Source organism: Ramlibacter sp. MMS24-I3-19 (assembly GCF_050320135.1).
Classification (GTDB): Bacteria; Pseudomonadota; Gammaproteobacteria; order Burkholderiales; family Burkholderiaceae_C; genus Ramlibacter.
Genome location: NZ_CP190017.1, coordinates 312579 through 332517, shown reverse-complemented (window position 1 = coordinate 332517; position 19939 = coordinate 312579). Strand labels below are relative to the sequence as shown.

The following is a 19939-nucleotide window of genomic DNA, read 5'->3' as shown; positions in this document are numbered from 1 at the left end:
CGCGCCTGCGCCCTCAGGCCTTGGCCGGCTGCAGCGTGGCCGCCACCTGCGCGCAGCGGCGCGCGCAGTAGTCGACCAACGCGTCGATCTCCGTGGACTTGTCGAACACGGCATCCACTCCCAGCTGCGCACAGCGCTTGCGCACGCCCGCATTCACGTAGTTGCTGAACACCACGAGGCGTTGTTCAGCCTGCCGCGGCGCAACCCGTTGCACCAGGCCCATGCCACTGCCCTGGCGCAGGAACAGGTCGACCATGAGCAGGTCCCAGGGTTGGCCGGTTGCGAGCCAGGCCAGCGCTTCGTCCTCTGTTCCGCAGCTGCCGATCACCTGCACGCAGGTGAGTTCCTCCAGCGCACCGACGAGCTGCTCGCGCAAGGTGGCGTTGTCCTCGACGACGAAGGCGCGCAGGCAGGAGGGCACGGAAGCAGGTAAGGGACGGTTTCAGCTGTGAACACTCTATGCGTGGCTCAGCACTGCACTGCCGGGACGTGCGCCCGACCTCGGGTAGGACGCAACCTACCGGCCGCGCTGCCTCCGCGCCTTACCATCGATGCGGGGCCTGCGGGCCCCGACCTTTTGCGACACCACCAGTGATGCCGATCCCGGACCAGGCGCAGGACGCCGGCCTCTTAGCCATGCTCGAGCGCGCCGCATCGATCGGCGTGTGGCGGCTCGACACTGCAATCGGTGCGCTGCATTGGTCGGCGCAACTGGCCCACCTGCACGGGGCGCCTGAAGGCTACGCGCCTGCGGCCGACCCGCTGCTGCATTTCGCGGCGGAGAACAAGCCCAAGCTCACGGCATTGCTCGACGCGTGCCGGCGCGAAGGCGAGGCTTTCGACGAGGAAGCGCAGATCGTGCGGCTCGACGGACGCCGCGCCTGGGTGCGCGTGCTGGGCCAGGCCGTGCGCGACACGCAGGGGAACATCGCTGCCGTGCAGGGTGCAATCCAGGAGATCGCGCCGCGCGGTTCGCGCCCTGACACCTTGCTGCGCATGGGCGCGGCGCTTGGCAGTGGCGAGGCGTTCGCGACCGTGGATTGCAATGGCCTCTACACCTACCTCAACGAGGAGGCGGAGAGACTGCTGGGGGCGGACAGCCGCCAGCTGCTGGGCCGCCGCTTCTGGAACTCGTTCCAGAAGACGGTGCGGCTGCGGCTGGAGGAACAGTTCCGCGGCGCCTGCAGCGGCAGCAAGCCGCTGGAGTTCGAGGAGCTCGACGCCCGGCTGGCCCGCTGGTTCGAGGTGCGCGGCTTCCCTTTCGCGGGCGGCATGGCGGTGCACCTGCGCGACGTCACCAGCCGCCGCAAGTCGCAGGAACAGCTGCGCTTGCTGGAAGGCAGCATCTCGCGCCTGAACGACATCGTGATCATCACGGAGGCCGGCCCCTTCAGCGAGCCGGGGCCGCGCATCGTGTTCGTCAACGAGGCCTTCGAGCGCCGCACGGGCTACAGCCGCGACGAGGTGCTGGGCCGCAGCCCGCGGCTCCTGCAGGGGCCGAACACGCAGCGCCGCGCGCTGGACCAGATCCGCGTCGCGATGGAGGAGTGGCGGCCCGCACGCGTCGACCTGATCAACTACCGCAAGAACGGCGAGCCCTACTGGGTCGATCTCGACGTCTCGCCGGTCTGGGACAAGGAACGCAAGCTCACGCACTGGGTGGCGGTCGGCCGCGACGTCACCGAGCGCAAGCTGGCCGAGGAGAAGATCCAGCACCTGGCGTTCTACGATGCGCTCACCAAGCTGCCCAACCGCCAGCTGCTGATGGACCGCCTGCATGCCGCGCTGGCCGATCCGGCACGCCCACGCGAAGGCGCGCTGATGTTCATCGACCTCGACAACTTCAAGGTGCTGAACGACACGCTCGGCCACCAGAAGGGCGACATGCTGCTGCAGGTGGTGGCCGAGCGCCTGCGGTCCTGCGTGGCCAAGGGCGACACGGTGGCGCGCCTCGGGGGCGACGAGTTCGTGATCCTGCTGGAGAACCGTGGCGACAAGCCGCTGGACCCGGCCAAGGGCGCGCGGGCCGTGGCCGAGCGCATCCTGGCCGCGCTGGGCGAGCCCTATGTGCTGCCCGGCTACCTGCACCACAGCACCTGCAGCATTGGCGTCACGCTGTTCGGCAGCGGTGACCGTACGGTGAGCGAGCTCCTCAAGCAAGCCGACCTGGCCATGTACCAGGCCAAGAGCGCCGGGCGCAACACGGTGTGCTTCTTCGACCCCGAGATGCAGGCCGTGGTGACGGCCAACGCGACGCTCGCGGCGGACCTGCGCCAGGCCTGGCGCGAGAACCAGTTCCGCGTGGACTACCAGCCGCAGGTGGGGCCCGACGGCCAGATGCTCGGCGTGGAGGCGCTGCTGCGCTGGGTGCACCCGCACCGAGGTGTGGTCCCGCCCGACCAGTTCATCGCCGCGGCCGAGGAGACCTCGCTGATCATCCCGATCGGCCGCTGGGTGCTCGACCAGGCGTGCGCGCAGCTGTCGGCCTGGGAGCGGCGTCCCGACCGCCGCCACCTGAGCATCGCCGTGAACGTGAGCGTGCGGCAGTTCCGCGACCCCGAGTTCGTCGATCAGGTGATGGGCGTTGTCGAGCAGTGGCGGGTGCAGCCCGGCAAGCTGAAGCTCGAGCTGACCGAAAGCCTGCTGGCCAGCGGGATCGAGGTGACCATCGCCAAGATGGGCAGCCTGAAGGACATGGGCGTGGCGCTGTCGCTCGATGATTTCGGCATCGGCTACTCGTCGCTGTCGTACCTCAAGCGCCTGCCGCTGGACCAGCTGAAGATCGACCGCGAGTTCGTCAAGGACATCCTCACGGATGCCAACGATGCCGCCATCGCACGCACGGTGATCAACCTCGCCCACAGCCTGGACCTCGAAGTCATCGCGGAAGGCGTGGAGACCGAGGACCAGCGCGACTACCTGGCGCAGCATGGTTGCCACGCGTACCAGGGCTACCTGTTCTGCCGGCCGCTGCCGATCGAGGAGCTGGAGTCGTTCATCGACGGGCTGACCGTCGAAGCGGAAGCCTGAAGCGAAGCCGGTTCAGACCGGCGCGATCTGCAGCGGGCTGGTGGCCACCATGCGCGGGATGCGCATCACGATCTGCTCCTGCGTGCGGAACAGCTCGATGCCTTCGGCCAGCGCCAACGCCTGCACGTCGTTCCAGTCGACGGCGCGGTAACCCGGCTGGACGGCGATGGCGTCCACGCCCGAACCGTCGCCGGACTGGCGAGGCGAGCAGCGCACCGTGAGCACCGCGAAACCGGGCGAGATCTCCGCGGTGAGGACGAGGTCGCTCGGCACCGCCGCGGCATCGGCCAGCGACAGCAGCGACGCTGCCACCAGGTTTCGCAACGCGACGCGCGACACCTCGAATTCGGAATCGGGCACTTCGTTGGCGAGCGTGCAGCCGCGGAAGTTGAAGCTGCTGCGCAGCAGGGCCACGCAGTCGTCCACGCCCTCGCGCAGGCGCACCGTCTCCTCTTCCGAGGGAGAGATCCACGCCGCGACCTTCAAGGACGTCATGACTGCGTCACGCGCGAGGCGGTTCATCTTGTTGATGCTGCCCTCGAGTTCGGCCACCGTCGGGGACCCTTTCTCGATGCGCGCGCTCAGGACCTCGGCCATCATCGCGATGGCCTGCAGGTTCACCACCATGTCGTGCTTGAGCGCAGGCGCAAGCCGGCGCAGCACGCTGTAGCGCGCTGCTTCCGCATTGGTGCGCGGCCGCCGGCCGGAAGCCTGTTGCGCGGCGGCACCGGTCGCCTGGGTGGCGAGGCTCATGGGCGTCCACCCCTGCGAGGCCGCACGGTTGCTGCTGCGTGGTTCATCACAGCAGATTGTTTGCAGCGGGACCATTTGCCACCGTCAGGCGATGACCGCGCAGGCTGTAGGAGAACGCTGGCGTTGTGCTCTCGCTCACGCCACGCGAGGCGACCGCTATGCTTGCAGCATGAGCAAGGCCTTCACGCGCGAGACCGACAGCGAGGACGACGACGAGGTCATGCCGCCGCTGCCTGCTGGCGGTCGCAACTACATGACGCCGCAGGGCTACGCCCGGCTGCGGGCCGAACTGCTGCACCTGATCGACGAGGAGCGGCCCAAGGTGGTGGAGGTGGTGCATTGGGCCGCGAGCAACGGCGATCGCTCCGAGAACGGCGACTACCTCTATGGCAAGAAGCGGCTGCGCGAGATCGACCGCCGCATCCGCTTCCTCACCAAGCGGCTCGAGATCGCCGAAGTCACCGACCCCGCGCTGCACCACGGCCACACGCAGGTGTTCTTCGGCGCCACGGTGACCTATGCCGAGGAGAGCGGCGCGGAGCGCACCATCACCATCGTGGGCATCGACGAGGCGGACAGCCTGCACGGGCAGGTGAGCTGGATCTCGCCGATCGCCCGCGCCCTGCTCAAGGCCAACGAAGGCGACGTGGTGAAGCTGGTCACGCCGGCCGGCGTGCAGGAGGTCGAGGTGCTGGAGGTGCGGTACCCCGCACCGGCCGAATCAACGGCCTGAGTGGCCGGCGCGCAGCCGCTGCGCGCGCATCACCGACGGCGTGCGCTTGAGCGTCCGCATCACGGCATCCAGGTGCGTGCGGTCGCGTACCGCGATCAGGAACCGCAGGTCGGTGGCGTCCTGGGCCCGCTCGTCGTCCATGTCCACGTGCGTGATGTCGGCTTCGACGCTGGCCAGCGCCGAAGCGACGCGCGCGAGCACGCCCTTGGTGTTGGCCACGGTGACCATCACCATGGTCTCGAACGGGCGCACCGGCTCGTCGGCCCAGTCGACACCGATGAAGCGCTCGCTGTCCTTGTGCTGCAGTCGGCGCGCAACGGCGCAATCTTCCATGTGCACCACCAGGCCCTCGCCGCGACCGAGGTAGCCAACGATGGCATCGCCCGGCACGGGGCGGCAGCACGCGGCGAACTGCACCGAGGCGTTCTCGCTGCCGTCCAGGATCACTGAACCCTGCGAGACGTTCTCGTGGGCCGTGAACCGCTCGCGCGTGATCAGCAGCGCATCGGGCTTCTCGCCGCGTTCGGCCATCAGCGTCATCAGGCGCTTGGCGACAATGCCGGCGATGCGCTTGCCGAGGCCCAGGTCAGTGAGGAGTTCGGCGCGGCTGCGGTTGCCGGTGAAGCGCAGGAGCTTCTCCCACAGCACGTGGTGCTCTTCGTCGTCGGCGGGCAGGCGCTCGATGCCTTCGGCGCGCAACGCCTGCGTGAGCAGCTTGCCGCCCAGCTCCTGTGACTCGGCCTGCGCCAACGTCTTCAGGTGGTGGCGGATCTTGGAGCGCGCACGGCCCGTGCGCACGAACCCGAGCCACGCCGGGTTCGGCGTCGAGATCGCGGCGGTGACCACCTCCACGATGTCGCCGTTCTTCAGCTCGGTGCGCAGCGGCACCTGGACGCCGTTGATCTTGGCGGCCACGGTGCGGTCGCCGATGTTGCTGTGGATGGCGTAGGCGAAGTCGACGACCGTGGCGCCGCGGGGCAGGGCCATGATCTGGCTCTTGGGCGTGAACACGTACACGGCGTCTGGGAACAGGTCGATCTTGACGTGGTCCCAGAACTCCGCGGCGTCACGCGTCTCGTGCTGGATGTCCAGCAGCGACTGCAGCCACTTGGTGCCCAGGCGCTCGGCGCTGTCGCTGCCCGGGTGGCTGGCCTTGTACAGCCAATGGGCCGCGACGCCCGATTCCGCCACCACGTGCATGGCCTCGGTGCGCATCTGGAATTCGACGTTCACGCCGGAGGGGCCGACCAGCGTCGTGTGCAGCGACTGGTAGCCGTTGACCTTCGGGATCGCGATGTGGTCCTTGAAGCGGCCCGGCACCGGCTTGTACATCTGGTGCAGCACGCCCAGCGCGGTGTAGCAGTCCGTGACGGTGGGCACGATCACGCGGAAGCCGTAGATGTCGGTGACCTGCGCGAACGACAAGTGCTTCTCGTCCATCTTCTTGTAGATGGAGTACAGCGTCTTCTCGCGGCCGGCGATGCGCACCTTCATGCCGGCGGACTCGAATGCCTGCTCGACCTCTCGCTGCACCTTCTGGATCAGGTCGCGCCGGCGGCTGCGCGCGCGGGCAACGGCCTTGTCCAGCACCGTGTGGCGCCATGGCCGCAGGTGCCGGAACGCGAGTTCCTGCAGTTCGCGGTAGGTCTGGTTCAGGCCCAGGCGGTGCGCAATCGGTGCGTAGATGTCCAGCGTCTCACGCGAGGTGCGGCCCCACTTTTCGCGCGCCACGTCGTCCAGCGTGCGCATGTTGTGGGTGCGGTCGGCCAGCTTGATCAGGATCACGCGCACGTCGCGCGCCATCGCCAGCAGCATCTTGCGGAAGGATTCGGCCTGGCCTTCCTCGCGCGTGTTGAACTGCAGCTTGTCCAGTTTCGTGAGGCCGTCCACCAGTTCGGCGACCGGCGCGCCGAAACGCTCGATCAACTCGGGCTTGGTGACGCCGCAGTCCTCGATGGCGTCGTGCAGCAGGGCGGCCATGAGGGCCTGCGCATCGAGCTTCCACTCGGCGCATTGCGCGGCGACCGCGATCGGGTGCGTAATGTACGGCTCGCCGCTCGCGCGGATCTGGCCAAGGTGGGCCTCGTCGGCGAAGCGGTACGCCTGCCGCACCTGTTCGATGTCGGCGGGATCGAGGTAATCGAGCCTGGCCGTGAGCGCGGCGAAGCTGGCGGCCGCCGCATTGACCGCGGCCGGGCTTGGAAGGACGGGGGCTGGGCGCTGTCCCTTGCCCGTCGAGGTGGGGAGCACGGCACTCACGCCCCTAATGTAGCCGCAGCCTCCGCGCGCCGTGGGCGCCAACAAAAAGCACCGCTGCGCGGTGCTGTTTGCGGGATGTCCGGCTTGGCTTCAGCCGGGCACCTTCTTCAGCATCTCGAGGCCGATCTTGCCGTCGGCGATCTCGCGCAGTGCCGTGACGCCCGGCTTGTTCTTGCTCTCGATCTTGGGTGCGTGGCCCTGGCTCAGCATGCGTGCGCGGTAGGTGGCTGCGAGCACCAGCTGGAAGCGGTTGGGGATCTTCTCGAGACAGTCTTCGACGGTGATGCGGGCCATGGATTCTCTCTCTGGGGCGGGTCAGGGGATGTTCAGGGCCTGGAAGGTGGCGGCCCGCGCGCGGCGCTGGGCGGAGTACTTCAGCCGCTGGGCGTGAACGATCGCCTTCAGGTCGAAGAGCGCGCGTTCGAAAAGCTCGTTGATTATAACGAAGTCGAAGTTCGGGGCCTGGGCCAGCTCCTCGGCCGCATTGGCCAGGCGCAGCTCGATGACCTCGGGCGTGTCCTCGCCGCGGCGCTCCAGGCGCGAGCGCAGCTCCTCCCAGCTGGGAGGCAGGATGAACACCAGCACCGCGTTGGTGAAGATGCGCTTGATCTGCAGCGCGCCCTGGAAGTCGATCTCGAGGATCACGTCGGCGCCCTGCGCGATGCGCTCCTCGATCATCTTCTTGGAGGTGCCGTAGCGGTGGCCGTGCACGTGCGCCCACTCGACGAAGCCGTTGGCCAGCACCATGCGGTCGAATTCCTCGGCCGGCACGAAGAAGTACTCGCGGCCATGCTTCTCCTGCCCGCGGGGCGGGCGCGTGGTGTGCGACACCGACGGCTGGACCTGCTTGTCCAGTTCCATCAGCGCCTTCACCAGGCTGGATTTGCCGGCGCCGCTGGGCGCTGCGACGACGAACAGGTTGCCGGGATAGTCCATCAATCAATCAGCCGGTTATTCGATGTTCTGGACCTGCTCGCGCATCTGCTCGACCAGCACCTTCATGTCGACCGAGATGCGGGTCAGCTCCAGGGCGGCCGACTTGGAGCCCAGGGTGTTGGCCTCGCGGTGCAGTTCCTGGATCAGGAAGTCCAGCCGCTTGCCGACGTCGCCGCCTTTCTTCACCAGGCGTTCGATCTCGTCCAGGTGCGCCGTCAGCCGCGTGAGTTCCTCGGCCACGTCGATGCGGATCGCGAACGCGGTGGCTTCGGTGAGTGCGCGGTCCTGCGCGGCATCCGGCGAAGCGGTGCCCTCGGCCAGACCCATGGCCTCGTTCCAGCGCTCGAGGAAGCGGGCCCGCTGCTGCTCCACCAGCTGCGGCACCAGCGGCGCAGCCTGGCGGGCGAGGGCGCGCAGCTGGTCCAGGTGGCCAAGCAGCATGCTAGCCAGGCGCGACCCTTCGCGCTCGCGCGCTGCGACCAGGTCGGCCACGGTCCGCGTCGCCAGTTCCATCAGCGGCTCTCCCAGATCGGCAGCGGGTGCCTCGTCGGTGGCGCCGAGCCGCATCACGTCCGCGACACTGAAGGGACGCGCATCGGGCAGCCATGCGCGCACGGTGTCCTGCACGGACGACAGCCGCTGCAGCACACGGGCCGAGGGCTCGCGCACGGCATCGGCCTGCGTGCCCTCCAGGCCCGCGCGGACTTCGACCTTGCCCCGCTTCAGGCGACCCTGCAGCAGTTCGCGCAGGGCGGGTTCGTGCTGGCGCAGTTCCTCGGACAGCCGGAACGAGAGGTCCAGGAAGCGGCTGTTGACCGAACGGATCTCCAGTCCCAGCCTGCCATGCCCGACGGGCCGGGAATCCTGACCGGGCGCGGCCTGCGCAATGCTGTGCTGGCCGCTTGCATAGCCGGTCATGCTGTAAACTGGCATCGACTCATCTGGGGTTGGGGATCGGGAACACGGCCCACTGCGGGCCACAGACTTGAAATTATGTCAAAGGTCAAGCCAGCGCCCTTGCCCCCGGACACCGTCATCGGCGGTTACCGCGTGGTGCGCAAGCTCTCTGCCGGCGGCTTTGGCGTCGTGTACCTGGCGGTCGACAACGAAGGCCAGCAGATCGCCATCAAGGAATACCTTCCCGCATCGCTGGCCACCCGCGCGCCCGGCGAATTGCTGCCCCAGGTGCAGCCCGAAAAACTCTCGCTGTACCGCCTCGGCCTGAAAAGCTTCTTCGAGGAGGGCCGTTCCCTGGCGCAGATTTCTCACGCGTCCGTGGTGAGCGTGCTGAATTTCTTTCGCGAGAACGAAACTGTTTACATGGTCATGAATTACCTGGAGGGAGCCACCCTGCAGGACTTCGTGATCACCGCCCGCGAGCTGAAGAAGCAGAAGGTGTTCCGCGAGTCCACCATCCGCTCGCTCTTCGACGAGATCCTGCGCGGGCTGCGCATCGTGCACCAGCACAAGATGCTGCACCTGGACATCAAGCCGGCCAACATCTTCATCACCGACGACAACAAGGCGGTGATGATCGATTTCGGCGCCGCGCGCGAGGTGCTGTCCAAGGAAGGCAACTTCATCCGCCCGATGTACACGCCTGGCTTCGCAGCGCCCGAGATGTACCGCCGCGATTCGTCGATGGGCCCCTGGACCGACATCTACGCCATCGGCGCGTGCATCTATGCCTGCATGCAGGGCTATCCGCCCAACGACGCGCCCCAGCGCCTCGAGAAGGACCGCCTGGCCCTCGCCCTGTCGCGCCTGCGCGGGGTGTACTCGGACAACCTGATCGAGGTGGTGGAGTGGTGCATGTCGCTCGATCCGCTCTCCCGCCCGCAATCGGTGTTCGCGCTGCAGAAGGAACTCTCGCGCGAGGGCGAGCGCCGCTACACCAAGCTCACCGTGGGCGAGAAGATGCGCCTGCAGTTCGACAACATGGTGGCCGACGGCCGTCGCCGCACCACCGGCACGGCCAGGACCAAGTAGCCGCCATGCGCCTTGCCGCCGTTTCGTCCACCCCTGCCCGCTTCGCGCGGAGCGCCAGCGTGCGGAGGCCCGCATGAAGTTTTCCGTCTTCCAGATCAGCCGCAAGGGCGGCCGCGAGAAGAACGAGGACCGCATGGGCTACTGCTACACGCGGGAGTCCGGGCTGTTCGTGCTGGCCGACGGCATGGGCGGCCATCCGGAAGGCGAGGTCGCGGCCCAGCTGGCCTTGCAGACCGTCTCGGCGCTGTACCAGCGCGATGCCAAGCCGCAGGTCTCCGAACCGACCGAGTTCCTGTCGCTCGCGCTGATGGCGGCGCACCACCAGATCATCCGGTACGCCGGCGAGAAGGGCATGCTGGACACGCCGCGCACCACGCTCGTGGCCGCGCTGCTGCAAGGCACCGGCGCCACCTGGGTGCACTGCGGCGACTCGCGGCTGTACGTCGTGCGGGCCGGCGAACTGCTCACCCGCACCCGCGACCATTCGTACCTGGAGCAGCAGGCCGCCAGCTCGGCGATCGACCCCTCGCGCATCAACCGCAACATCCTCTTCACCTGCCTCGGCTCGCCCACCAAGCCGGTGTACGACGTCACCGGCCCGGTCACGCTGCAGCAGGGCGACAAGATCCTGCTGTGCTCCGATGGCCTCTGGAGTTCGGTCACCGAGACGGACATCGTGCGCGAGCTGTCCACCAAGGCCGTGGCCGAAGCGGTGCCCGACCTGGTCGAACTCGCGCTGCGCAACGGCGGCGCTGCCGGCGACAACGTCACCGTCATCGCACTCGAGTGGGAGACGCCCGACGTCTTCGAGTCCACGCATGGCGTGTCCACCGACAGCATCTCCGACGGCGTGTTCGCCTCCACCATCCAGGCGGGCGTGCTGGACACGCTGATCGACGACCTGGACGACGAGGCCATCGAGCGGTCCATCGCCGAGATCAACGAGGCGATCAAGCGCTCCGCAGCCAAGAAGGGCTGACCGCAGCGATCGTCACGGCGCGCCCTCTAAGATGGGCGCGATGACGACATTCACCCGTACCGGCGGCCGCACCGCCGACCAGCTCCGGCCCGTGCGCATCACGCGCGGCTTCACCATCCATGCCGAAGGATCGGTGCTGATCGAGTTCGGCCAGACACGTGTCCTCTGCACCGCCTCGGTCGAGGAAAAGGTGCCGCCGCACAAGCGTGGCAGCGGCGAGGGCTGGGTCACCGCCGAGTACGGCATGCTGCCGCGCGCCACGCACACCCGCGGCGATCGCGAGGCCGCACGTGGCAAGCAGAGCGGCCGCACGCAGGAGATCCAGCGGCTGATCGGCCGCTCGCTGCGTGCGGTTTTCGACCTGAAGAAGCTCGGCGAACGCACCATCCACCTCGATTGCGACGTGCTGCAGGCCGATGGCGGTACCCGCACCGCGGCGATCACGGGCGCGTTCGTGGCGGCGCAGGACGCCGTGTCCAAGCTGATGAAGCTCGGCAAGCTGCAGGTGTCCCCGATCACCGGGCCGGTCGCAGCCGTCTCGGTCGGCATCGTCCAGGGCACGCCGGTGCTGGACCTGGAGTACGTGGAGGACGTGGACTGCGACACCGACATGAACGTGGTCATGACCGGAGCCGGCCACTACGTCGAGGTGCAGGGCACGGCCGAGGGCATCGCGTTCACGCGCGCCGAGATGGACCAGCTGCTGCGCCTGGCCGAGAAGGGCATCGCCGAGCTGGTGGCCCTGCAGCAGCAGGCACTCGCGACCTGACGCGCCGGCTGGACATCGCACCCCGGCGACAATCGGGGATGCTTTCGCGCATCGTCCTCGCCTCCAACAACAAGGGCAAGCTCGCCGAACTGCGCGCCATGCTGGCGCCACTGGGCATCACCCTCGTGCCGCAGGGTGAGCTCGGCATCCCCGAAGCCGAGGAGCCGTTCCGCACCTTCCTCGAGAACGCGCTCGCCAAGGCGCGTCACGCAGCGCAGCACAGCGGATTGCCGGCGCTGGCCGACGACGCCGGCCTGTGCGTCGAGGCCTTCGGCGGCTTGCCCGGCGTGGACACCGCTTACTACGCCACGCAGTTCGGCCATCCCAAGGGCGACGACAACAACGTGACGGCGCTGCTGGAGCAGATGCGCGGCATCGAAGACCGTCGCGCCGCGCTCGTGAGCACGCTGGTGGCGGTGCGCTCGCCGCAGGATCCCGAACCGCTGGTGTCGGTGGGCCGCGCGCCCGGCGAGATCGCGCGCGAGCGGCGCGGCGAGCACGGATTCGGGTTCGATCCGGTGATGGTCATCCCCGCCTTCGGCAAGACCTTCGCCGAGCTGCCGCCCGAGGTGAAGAACGCCAACAGCCACCGCGGCCAGGCCGCGCGGCAGATGGTGCAGTTGATCCGCGAGCGCTGGCTGTGAACGCGGTCGCCGACCTCCAGCGCTACATGCGGCCGGGGCTGCTGCAGCTGCCGGCGTTGCCGCCGCTGTCGGTGTACGTGCACCTGCCGTGGTGCCTGCGCAAGTGCCCCTACTGCGACTTCAATTCGCACGAGTCGCGCGGCGAGGTGCCGCAGCAGCGCTACCTGGATGCCGTCGTGGCCGACCTCGAAGCCTCGCTGCCGCTGGTGTGGGGTCGCACCGTGCACAGCGTGTTCATCGGTGGCGGCACGCCCAGCCTGTTCTCGCCCGACGCGATCGCGCGCCTGGTCGGCGACCTGCGCGCGCGGCTGAAGCTGGAGCCGGATTGCGAGATCACGCTGGAGGCCAATCCCGGCACGTTCGAGAAGGACCGCTTCCGCGGCTACCGCGACGCGGGCGTCACGCGCTTGTCGATCGGCGTGCAGAGCTTCGACGACGAGCGCCTGCGCGCATTGGGCCGCGTGCACGATCGGGCGCAGGCCATCGCCGCGGCGGAAGAAGCCGCGCTGGCGTTCGACACCTTCAACCTGGACCTGATGTACGCGCTGCCGGGGCAGGACCTCGCGGCGCTGGAGCAGGACCTCACGCAGGCGCTGGCGCTGCTGCCGCCGCACCTGTCCGTGTACCACCTCACCATCGAGCCGAACACGCTGTTCGCCAAGTTCCCGCCGGTAGTGCCCGAGGAGGATCTCGCCTACACCATGCTGGACCGCATCACCGAGATGACATCGGCGGCCGGCCTGCAGCGCTACGAAGTCTCGGCATACGGCAAGCCTGGCCACGCGTGCCGGCACAACCTGAACTACTGGCAGTTCGGCGATTACCTGGGCATCGGCGCCGGCGCCCACGGCAAGCTGAGCTTCGCGCACCGCGTCGTGCGCCAAGTGCGTTACCGCGATCCGGCCCTGTACATGGATAAGGCACTCGCCGGATCGGCGATCACGCAGGAGGACGAGATCGGCCGTGCCCAATTGCCGTTCGAGTTCATGCTCAATGCGCTGCGGCTGAAGGACGGCTTCTCGCTCCCGTCGTTCTTCGAACGCACCGGGCTGCCGCTGTCCGCCATCGAGCCCCAACTGGCCGAGGCCGAGAGGCGCGGGCTTTTGGTGCGGGACGGTGCGTGGGTGCGGCCCAGCGACCGCGGGTTCGATTTCCTCAGCGACCTGCAGGCGCTGTTCCTGGCCGACTGAGCGGCCGCACCCGCATCAGCGGGCGGAACCGCTGGCCGTGCGCGGCGCGGGCCGCCACAGGTGCGGCAGCACGCTCATGGCGCCGTGGCCGGATCGGCCGTGCTGGCCGATCGCCCCGTACCAGTCGCGAGGCTTCGTGACTGGCAACGCGCCGGATCGCGGGCCGGCCCAGGCGCGGGACTGCGCGACCACCTCGCGCGCCTCCATCCAGGTGCGGCCAGTGGCCTCCTGGACGGCGCTGGCTGCTTCGAGGGGTGAAGCACCGGTGCCGCGCAGGTACTCCATCGCCCTGGGCAGGGTGGCCCCTTCCTCGAGCGCGGTTCGCAGCAGGTCGCTATAGCTCACCTGGACATTGTGCATGAGGACCTGTGCGCGCCGGCTCATCTGCTTCCGGCGCGCCTGTCAGTGCTACGGGGCCCGCCAGTTCTGAAGTTCCTCTGCTGGATCCGCCGGAGCAATGCTGCGTCCATACGTAAGTTTGCAGTCAAAGCTCTTTCAGATGCGCTGAATAGCTGGGCTTCCGGCTGGTCCTCGTTACGTTTCCAAGTGTGCCGAACCTCAGCCGTGGCCGGGCCACACCTAGAGTCGCGCCCTATTGCTGAGCTGGCCAGCTCGGCAGCAACCAACCTAGGTGCGACAAAGATGACAAGACGCTTTTCCCTCAAGTGCGTATGCCTGGCGGCCGCAGCAGCGTTGGCGAGTTGCGGCGGCGGTGGCGGTGACGGCAGCGCTGGCGCCAGCACCAGCGGCGCTGGCGCCGGTCCCAGCGGCGCTGCCGTCGCGGACTCGACGACCACCACCGGATCCCTGTCCAACGGCGTGACCCTTGGCTCCGCACCGGCTAGCACTTCGACAGCCCCTGGCGTCGCGGCTCCGAGCGTCACTGCCCCGGGCGTCACCGTTACCAGCGTCACTGCCCCCAGCGCCACAGCCCCCGCTCGCGGCGCCACCGCTGGCACCACCACTACCGGCACCGCCACCACTGGCACGGCAACCACTTCCACCGGCACCGCCACCACTGGCACCACCACCGGCTCCGCTACCACTGGCTCCGGCAGCACTGCCAGTCCCGCCCCGACCGTCACGCCCGCCAGCAGCGCGGCGGCGTCATCCGGCTCACGACTCACGCTCGGGGTCAACAACCACATGGCGTCGAGCGCGACGAATGCGCAGGTCGCCTCACTGCTGGGATCCCGAAATCTCAAGGTCCTGCGGCTGGACTTCTTCAGCGGCGACAACACGGCGCTGCGTGACCTGATCACCAGGGTCAATGCCAACGGCGGGCGGGTGCAACTGGTGGTCCAGAACAGCTACCAGTGGGACAGTTCCTGCAACCAGAATCTCTCGGCCGTCTACACCGACGCCTACAACCAGACCTACTCCATGGTCGCGGGCGTGAAGGACATCGCGCACCAGTTCGAGATCCTGAACGAGATCCAGCTGCGCCCCGACGTCGGCGGCCAGGTCTCCTGGAACGACCAGGGCGCCAGCACCGCGGCTTACCAGGCGAGCTCCTGCGCGTCGACGCTCGCGTCCGTCGCCAAGGGCATGGCCGACGCCATCCACGCGCAGGGCCAGCAGGCGATCCTCGGCGTGGTGGGCCGCGACTGGGGCTTCCTCACGTACATGCAGCAGAAGGGCGTGACGTGGGACATCACCGGCTTCCACAACTACCCGCACTACGACGACAACCTGCTGTCCATGGACCCGTGGTACGGCACCAATGGTCCGCTGTACCAGCTGGCTCTCTTCGGCAAGCCAGTGACCATCAACGAATTCAACTGTGGCGAGATCTACGACTCGAACTTCGAGAACGCTGCAGGGCAGCCGGACACCGAGACGTGCTTCAAGAGCATCAACCGGCACCTAGCCGACCTTGCCACGCAGACGCGGGTGAAGCTCGATTCCGTCGTTGCCTACGAGCTCACGGACGAGCCCGCGAAGGCCGCCCCGGAGAACCACTTCGGACTCATGGTCGACCTGAACACGCCCAAGACATCCCTGTTCATCGCCACCGCTTACGCGGGCGGCACGCTGTCGAGCGTGGAGCAGGCACAGGTCACCAGCCGCGGCCTTCTGACCGACGCGCAGATCGCGGCCATGAAGTAGAGCGCCCGCCGGTGGCGGAGAGTGTGAGATTCGAACTCACGGACGCCTTGCGACGTCGCCGGTTTTCAAGACCGGTGCATTCAACCGCTCTGCCAACTCTCCGGAGCGGGGCATTTTAGGCGCACGCCGCCAGCAGGCCCTTGCGTTCGATGAAGCGCACGACCTCGTCGACGCCGCTGCGCGTCTTCAGGTTGGTCATGACGTAGGGCTTGTCGCGCCGCATGCGGCGCGTGTCGGCTTCCATCACCGAGAGGTCGGCCCCCACGTGCGGCGCAAGGTCGGTCTTGTTGATCACGAACAGGTCGCTCTTGGTGATGCCGGGGCCGCCCTTGCGCGGGATCTTCTCGCCGGCCGCGACATCGATGACGTAGATCGTCAGGTCCGACAGCTCGGGGCTGAAGGTGGCTGCCAGGTTGTCCCCGCCGCTCTCGACGAACACGATGTCGGCGTCGGGGAACTCGACCAGCATGCGGTCGATCGCCTCGAGGTTGATCGACGCGTCTTCGCGGATCGCGGTGTGCGGGCAGCCGCCGGTCTCGACGCCGAGGATGCGCTCGGCCGGCAGCGCACCGCTCACCGTGAGCAGCCGCTGGTCTTCCTTCGTGTAGATGTCGTTGGTGATGGCCACCAGGTCCCAGCGCTCGCGCATGGCCTTGCACAGCATCTCGAGCAGGGTCGTCTTGCCCGAACCGACCGGGCCGCCGATGCCCACGCGCAGCGGCGGCAAGGTCTTGGTGCGACGTGGGATGTGGTGCAGGGCGGTCATGAGCGGAACAGGCGGGAGTACTGGGTTTCGTGGCGCGCCGAGAGGATCGCCAGCATCGGTGCGAAGGCCTGGCGCTCCTCGTCGGGCAAGGCGATGGCATGTGACGCTGCAGCCGGGATCGCGGCCGCCAGTCGCTGCAGCACGCGCTGCCCCGCGCCCTGGCCGAGCGGTACGGCCTTGACCGCCGCCTGCACCATGTTCTCGGCCCACCCGAAGGCGAATGCAAGCACGACGTCATGCACCGGGGCGTCGATGCCGGCCGCGACGGCCGCGAAAGCGACAGGATAGGTGCGGTCCACCCGTTCGGCCGTGTCGCCGAGCGATCGCGACCAGTCACCCAATGAGCGGCCCATCTGCTCGGACTGCAGGCGGGATTCACGGGTCTCGCGGGTGCGACGCACCCACTGATCAAGCGCCTCCACGCGAGCCGTGTCGCCGGCGCGGAATGCGTCGACTGCCTGGGCGACCACGGCAAGATCGGACTGCGCCAGCACCAGCTGCAGCTGCGCGAGCACCCAGTCGCCGGCACTGGTCTCGTCATGCACGAGTGCGGCCTCGACCGCGGCTTCCAGCCCTTCGGAGTACGAGAAGCCCCCCACCGGCAGGGCCGGCGATGCCAGCCAGATCAGCCGCAGCAACCCGGCGTCAGTGCGAGTGGCCATGTCCGCCATGCTCGTGGCCATGCGCCTGCCCCTGCGCATACGCTCCGCCCTCGGGCTCGAATGGTTCCTGCACCGGCGTCACGATCAGGTGCATGCCGCGCAGCATGTCGGCCAGCACGTGGTCGGGTTCCATCTTCAGGTGGTCGGGCTTGAGCTCCAGCGCGACGTGCCGGTTGCCCAGGTGGTACGCGGCGCGCAGCAGGTCGAACGGGGTCCCATGCTCGCTGCAGTGCGTGACCTTCAGCACCGGCTGCGCGGCGGCCACCACGCGCACCAGCGAGCCGTCCTCCGCCACCAGCACGTCGCCCCCGCGCACGAGGCTGCCCCGCGGCAGGAACACGCCGAGCCGCCGGCCCTGCGAGTCCGTGGCCTCGAAGCGGCTCTTCTGCCTCACGTCCCAGTCGAGTTCGACCGTGGCGGCGCGCCGGAGCAGCACGGGCGCGAGCCCACGGCCTGCGGGAAGGCACTTGGAGATGGTGAGCATCAGAAGAGGAAGTAGCGCTGCGCCATCGGCAGCACCCGGGCCGGTTCGCAGGTGAGCAGCTTGCCATCGGCGCGCACCGCGTAGGTCTGCGGGTCGATGTCCATCGCCGGCAGGGAATCGTTGTGCACCATGTGCTGCTTGCGCACCTGCCGGATGCTGTGCACCGCCGCGAGCTGCTTGGCCAACCCATAGCGCTGCCCGACGCCCGCGTCGAGCGCGCCCTGCGACACGAACGTCAGCGAGCCCTTGGCAACGGCGCCGCCAAAAGCACCGAACATCGGCCGGTAGTGCACCGGCTGCGGCGTGGGGATGGAGGCGTTGGGGTCGCCCATCGCCGCCATCGCGATGCTGCCGCCCTTGAGGATCAGCGAGGGCTTGACGCCGAAGAACGCCGGCTTCCACACCACGAGGTCGGCCCACTTGCCCGGCTCGATGCTGCCGACCTCGTGGCTGATGCCATGCGCGATGGCGGGGTTGATCGTGTACTTGGCGACGTAGCGCTTCGCGCGCTGGTTGTCGTTGGGATCGCCGTCACCGGACAGCGAGCCGCGCTGTCCCTTCATCTTGTGCGCCGTCTGCCAGCACCGGAGGATCACCTCGCCGACGCGGCCCATCGCCTGCGAATCGCTGGAGAACATGCTGATCGCCCCAAGGTCGTGCAGGATGTCCTCGGCGGCGATGGTCTCCTTGCGGATGCGGCTCTCCGCGAACGCCAGGTCTTCGGCGATCGCCGGGTCCAGGTGGTGGCACACCATCAGCATGTCGACGTGTTCGTCGAGCGTGTTCACCGTGTAGGGCATCGTCGGGTTCGTCGACGATGGCAGGAAGTTCGCCTCGCCCACCACGCGCAGGATGTCGGGCGCATGCCCGCCCCCGGCGCCTTCGGTGTGGAAGGCGCAGATGGAGCGGCCGCGTGTCGCCGCGATCGTGTTCTCGACGAATCCGGACTCGTTGAGCGTGTCGCTGTGGATGGCCACCTGCGTGTCGGTCTCGTCGGCCACGTCCAGGCAGGTGTCGATGGCCGCCGGCGTGGTGCCCCAGTCCTCGTGCAGCTTCAGGCCGATGGCACCGGCGGCGATCTGCTCGCGCAGCGGCGCATGCTGGCTCGCGTTGCCCTTGCCCATGAAGCCCAGGTTCATCGGGAATGCGTCGGCGGCCTGCAGCATGCGCTGGATGTTCCAGGGGCCCGGCGTGCAGGTCGTGGCGAGGGTCCCCGTGGCCGGGCCCGTGCCGCCGCCGAACATCGTCGTGATGCCCGAGGCCAGCGCTTCCTCGACCTGCTGCGGGCAGATGAAATGGATGTGGCTGTCGATGCCACCTGCGGTGACGATGCAACCTTCGGCCGCGATGATCTCCGTCCCCGGGCCGATGACGATGTCCACGCCCGGCTGGGTGTCCGGATTTCCGGCCTTGCCGATCGCCGCGATGCGCCCGTCCTTCAGGCCGATGTCGGCCTTGACGATGCCCCAATGGTCGAGGATCAAGGCGTTGGTGAGGACGCAATCCATCGCGCCTTGCGCTCGTGTCCGCTGCGACTGCGCCATCCCATCGCGGATGGTCTTGCCGCCGCCGAACTTCACTTCTTCACCGTAGCCGCCGGCACGCAGCGTGTAGTCGCCCTCGACCTCCAGCACGAGGTCGGTATCGGCCAGCCGGACGCGGTCGCCGGTGGTGGGCCCGAACATCTCCGCATAGGCGCGGCGCCCGAGCTGCGGCATCAAAGCTTCCCCTGCACCTGGGCGCGGAAGCCGAACACCTGCCGCGCGCCGGCGTAGTCCACCAGGTCCACCGTGCGCTGCTGGCCGGGCTCGAACCGCACGGCCGTGCCCGACGCGATGTTCAGCCGCATGCCACGCGCCGCCGAGCGATCGAAGTCGAGCGCGCCGTTGGTCTCGGCGAAGTGGTAGTGCGAGCCGACCTGGATCGGCCGGTCGGCCGTGTTCTTCACGACCAGCGTGACGGTGCGCCGGCCCGGGTTGAGGACATGCGCGCCGTCGTCGATGAGGAGTTCGCCTGGGACCATGGACATCGTGAGCGACCTAGGCGAGGCGCAGCAGGAGCGTGATGCCGAGCAATGCCACGAGGCTGCCGGTCATCTGCGGCAACCACCGGTGCCGCGCCAGCACGAGCTGGCCGGCCGCGATGCCGGCCAGGTGCAATGCCGCGGTTGCCACCAGCAGGCCGGCAAGCAAGGGGATGCTCGCGCCAAGCTCCGTGCCATGTGCGGCGCCATGAAAGAACGCGAAGCTGCCCGCCAGGGCTGCTGCCGCAAGGGCCGGCACCCGACGCAGCCACGCGATCAGCAGTCCGAGGCCCACGAGGGACGCAGCGATCATCGGCTCGACCCCGGGGACCACCAGGCCCGCAGCGCCGGCGAGCATGCCGCACGCCAGCATGGCGACGAATGCCAGCGGTGCGATCCACACCTGGCGAACCGACAGGGCGCTCCACGCGCCGACCGCCAGCATCGCCACCAGGTGGTCTGCACCCGTCAAAGGATGCAGTGCTCCGTCGACGAAGCCGCCGTGTGCGTGCACGGCGGTGCCGGGATGCGCCAGCACGAGGGCCGGGCAGGCAAGCGCGAGGACGAAGAGGAGGGCGCGGCGAGGTGGCTTCATGGGGAGTTCTCCTGGAGC

The 19939-nt window shown here is 68.4% G+C and carries 20 protein-coding genes, 1 tRNA gene and 1 pseudogene; 8 read left to right on the top strand and 14 right to left on the bottom strand.

Annotation, left to right across the window (positions count from 1 at the left end; genetic code table 11):
* Positions 1-13: 13 nt before the first annotated feature.
* Complete coding sequence (locus tag ACPWT1_RS01675; protein WP_427913704.1) at positions 14-421, bottom strand: response regulator; 408 nt, start codon at positions 419-421, stop codon at positions 14-16.
* 173 nt (positions 422-594) lie between these two features.
* Between ACPWT1_RS01675 and ACPWT1_RS01670 the strand changes: the two genes are divergently transcribed.
* The gene (locus tag ACPWT1_RS01670) at positions 595-3030 is read left to right on the top strand and encodes a sensor domain-containing protein (protein WP_427913703.1); all 2436 of its coding nucleotides are present in this window, start codon (positions 595-597) and stop codon (positions 3028-3030) included.
* 12 nt (positions 3031-3042) lie between these two features.
* Here the strand turns inward: ACPWT1_RS01670 and ACPWT1_RS01665 are convergent, their stop codons facing one another.
* The gene (locus ACPWT1_RS01665) at positions 3043-3783 is read right to left on the bottom strand and encodes a hypothetical protein (protein ID WP_427913702.1); all 741 of its coding nucleotides are present in this window, start codon (positions 3781-3783) and stop codon (positions 3043-3045) included.
* 169 nt (positions 3784-3952) lie between these two features.
* On the opposite strand from ACPWT1_RS01665, the gene greB reads away from it, so the two are divergent.
* On the top strand, positions 3953-4516 hold the full coding sequence (gene greB / locus ACPWT1_RS01660) for a transcription elongation factor GreB (protein WP_427913701.1): 564 nt from the start codon (positions 3953-3955) through the stop codon (positions 4514-4516).
* Here the strand turns inward: greB and ACPWT1_RS01655 are convergent.
* From ACPWT1_RS01655 to ACPWT1_RS01640, 4 genes are all read right to left on the bottom strand, one after another.
* A complete protein-coding gene (locus ACPWT1_RS01655; protein ID WP_427913700.1) occupies positions 4505-6775 on the bottom strand; it encodes a RelA/SpoT family protein in 2271 nt (756 codons plus the stop codon). The two genes, greB and ACPWT1_RS01655, sit on opposite strands and share 12 nt — an antisense overlap.
* A 90-nt stretch (positions 6776-6865) precedes the next feature.
* Complete coding sequence (gene rpoZ / locus ACPWT1_RS01650) at positions 6866-7069, bottom strand: DNA-directed RNA polymerase subunit omega (RefSeq protein WP_135262476.1); 204 nt, start codon at positions 7067-7069, stop codon at positions 6866-6868.
* A 21-nt stretch (positions 7070-7090) separates the two neighbouring features.
* Entirely contained in the window at positions 7091-7711 is a 621-nt protein-coding gene (gmk, locus tag ACPWT1_RS01645; RefSeq protein ID WP_427913699.1) for a guanylate kinase, read from the bottom strand.
* Between the two features lie 15 nt (positions 7712-7726).
* The gene (locus ACPWT1_RS01640; protein WP_427913698.1) at positions 7727-8644 is read right to left on the bottom strand and encodes a YicC/YloC family endoribonuclease; all 918 of its coding nucleotides are present in this window, start codon (positions 8642-8644) and stop codon (positions 7727-7729) included.
* A 60-nt stretch (positions 8645-8704) separates the two neighbouring features.
* On the opposite strand from ACPWT1_RS01640, the gene ACPWT1_RS01635 reads away from it, so the two are divergent.
* The 5 genes from ACPWT1_RS01635 (at position 8705) to hemW (ending at position 13282) form a co-directional block, all read left to right on the top strand.
* Positions 8705-9700, top strand: a complete 996-nt coding sequence (locus tag ACPWT1_RS01635; RefSeq protein ID WP_427913697.1) for a serine/threonine protein kinase — start codon at positions 8705-8707, stop codon at positions 9698-9700.
* 73 nt (positions 9701-9773) lie between these two features.
* Complete coding sequence (locus ACPWT1_RS01630) at positions 9774-10679, top strand: PP2C family protein-serine/threonine phosphatase (protein ID WP_427913696.1); 906 nt, start codon at positions 9774-9776, stop codon at positions 10677-10679.
* A gap of 40 nt (positions 10680-10719) precedes the next feature.
* Complete coding sequence (gene rph / locus ACPWT1_RS01625) at positions 10720-11448, top strand: ribonuclease PH (protein ID WP_427913695.1); 729 nt, start codon at positions 10720-10722, stop codon at positions 11446-11448.
* Between the two features lie 38 nt (positions 11449-11486).
* Positions 11487-12092, top strand: a complete 606-nt coding sequence (gene rdgB / locus ACPWT1_RS01620; protein WP_427913694.1) for an RdgB/HAM1 family non-canonical purine NTP pyrophosphatase — start codon at positions 11487-11489, stop codon at positions 12090-12092.
* A 26-nt stretch (positions 12093-12118) separates the two neighbouring features.
* Positions 12119-13282 (top strand): radical SAM family heme chaperone HemW, encoded by a 1164-nt coding sequence (gene hemW, locus ACPWT1_RS01615; protein WP_427915625.1) that lies wholly within the window; start codon positions 12119-12121, stop codon positions 13280-13282.
* A gap of 15 nt (positions 13283-13297) precedes the next feature.
* Here the strand turns inward: hemW and ACPWT1_RS01610 are convergent, their stop codons facing one another.
* The gene (locus ACPWT1_RS01610; protein WP_427913693.1) at positions 13298-13627 is read right to left on the bottom strand and encodes a hypothetical protein; all 330 of its coding nucleotides are present in this window, start codon (positions 13625-13627) and stop codon (positions 13298-13300) included.
* An 801-nt stretch (positions 13628-14428) separates the two neighbouring features.
* Here ACPWT1_RS01610 and ACPWT1_RS01605 point away from each other — a divergent pair.
* Positions 14429-15391 carry a hypothetical protein gene (locus ACPWT1_RS01605; protein WP_427913692.1) on the top strand — a complete coding sequence of 321 codons (963 nt, stop codon included), beginning with the start codon at positions 14429-14431 and terminating at the stop codon, positions 15389-15391.
* Positions 15392-15403: 12 nt separating this feature from the next.
* Here ACPWT1_RS01605 and ACPWT1_RS01600 read toward each other — a convergent pair.
* The 7 genes and pseudogenes from ACPWT1_RS01600 to ACPWT1_RS01570 all read right to left on the bottom strand — a co-directional run bounded on the left by ACPWT1_RS01600 (position 15404) and on the right by ACPWT1_RS01570 (position 19921).
* Positions 15404-15493: transfer RNA gene (locus tag ACPWT1_RS01600), tRNA-Ser, on the bottom strand.
* Between the two features lie 13 nt (positions 15494-15506).
* The gene (gene ureG, locus ACPWT1_RS01595; protein WP_427913691.1) at positions 15507-16157 is read right to left on the bottom strand and encodes an urease accessory protein UreG; all 651 of its coding nucleotides are present in this window, start codon (positions 16155-16157) and stop codon (positions 15507-15509) included.
* Positions 16154-16819 carry an urease accessory protein UreF gene (locus ACPWT1_RS01590; RefSeq protein WP_427913690.1) on the bottom strand — a complete coding sequence of 222 codons (666 nt, stop codon included), beginning with the start codon at positions 16817-16819 and terminating at the stop codon, positions 16154-16156. Before ACPWT1_RS01590 ends, ureG begins: the two co-directional genes overlap by 4 nt.
* Positions 16806-17303: pseudogene (ureE, locus tag ACPWT1_RS01585) on the bottom strand (urease accessory protein UreE); the annotation flags it as partial. The pseudogene ureE and the gene ACPWT1_RS01590, both read right to left, overlap by 14 nt.
* Positions 17303-19021, bottom strand: a complete 1719-nt coding sequence (gene ureC, locus ACPWT1_RS01580; protein WP_427913689.1) for an urease subunit alpha — start codon at positions 19019-19021, stop codon at positions 17303-17305. The gene ureC and the pseudogene ureE, both read right to left, overlap by 1 nt.
* On the bottom strand, positions 19021-19326 hold the full coding sequence (locus ACPWT1_RS01575) for an urease subunit beta (RefSeq protein ID WP_427915624.1): 306 nt from the start codon (positions 19324-19326) through the stop codon (positions 19021-19023). Before ACPWT1_RS01575 ends, ureC begins: the two co-directional genes overlap by 1 nt.
* Before the next feature lie 16 nt (positions 19327-19342).
* Positions 19343-19921, bottom strand: coding sequence for a HupE/UreJ family protein (locus ACPWT1_RS01570; protein WP_427913688.1), 579 nt, complete (start codon positions 19919-19921; stop codon positions 19343-19345).
* Positions 19922-19939 lie beyond the last annotated feature (18 nt).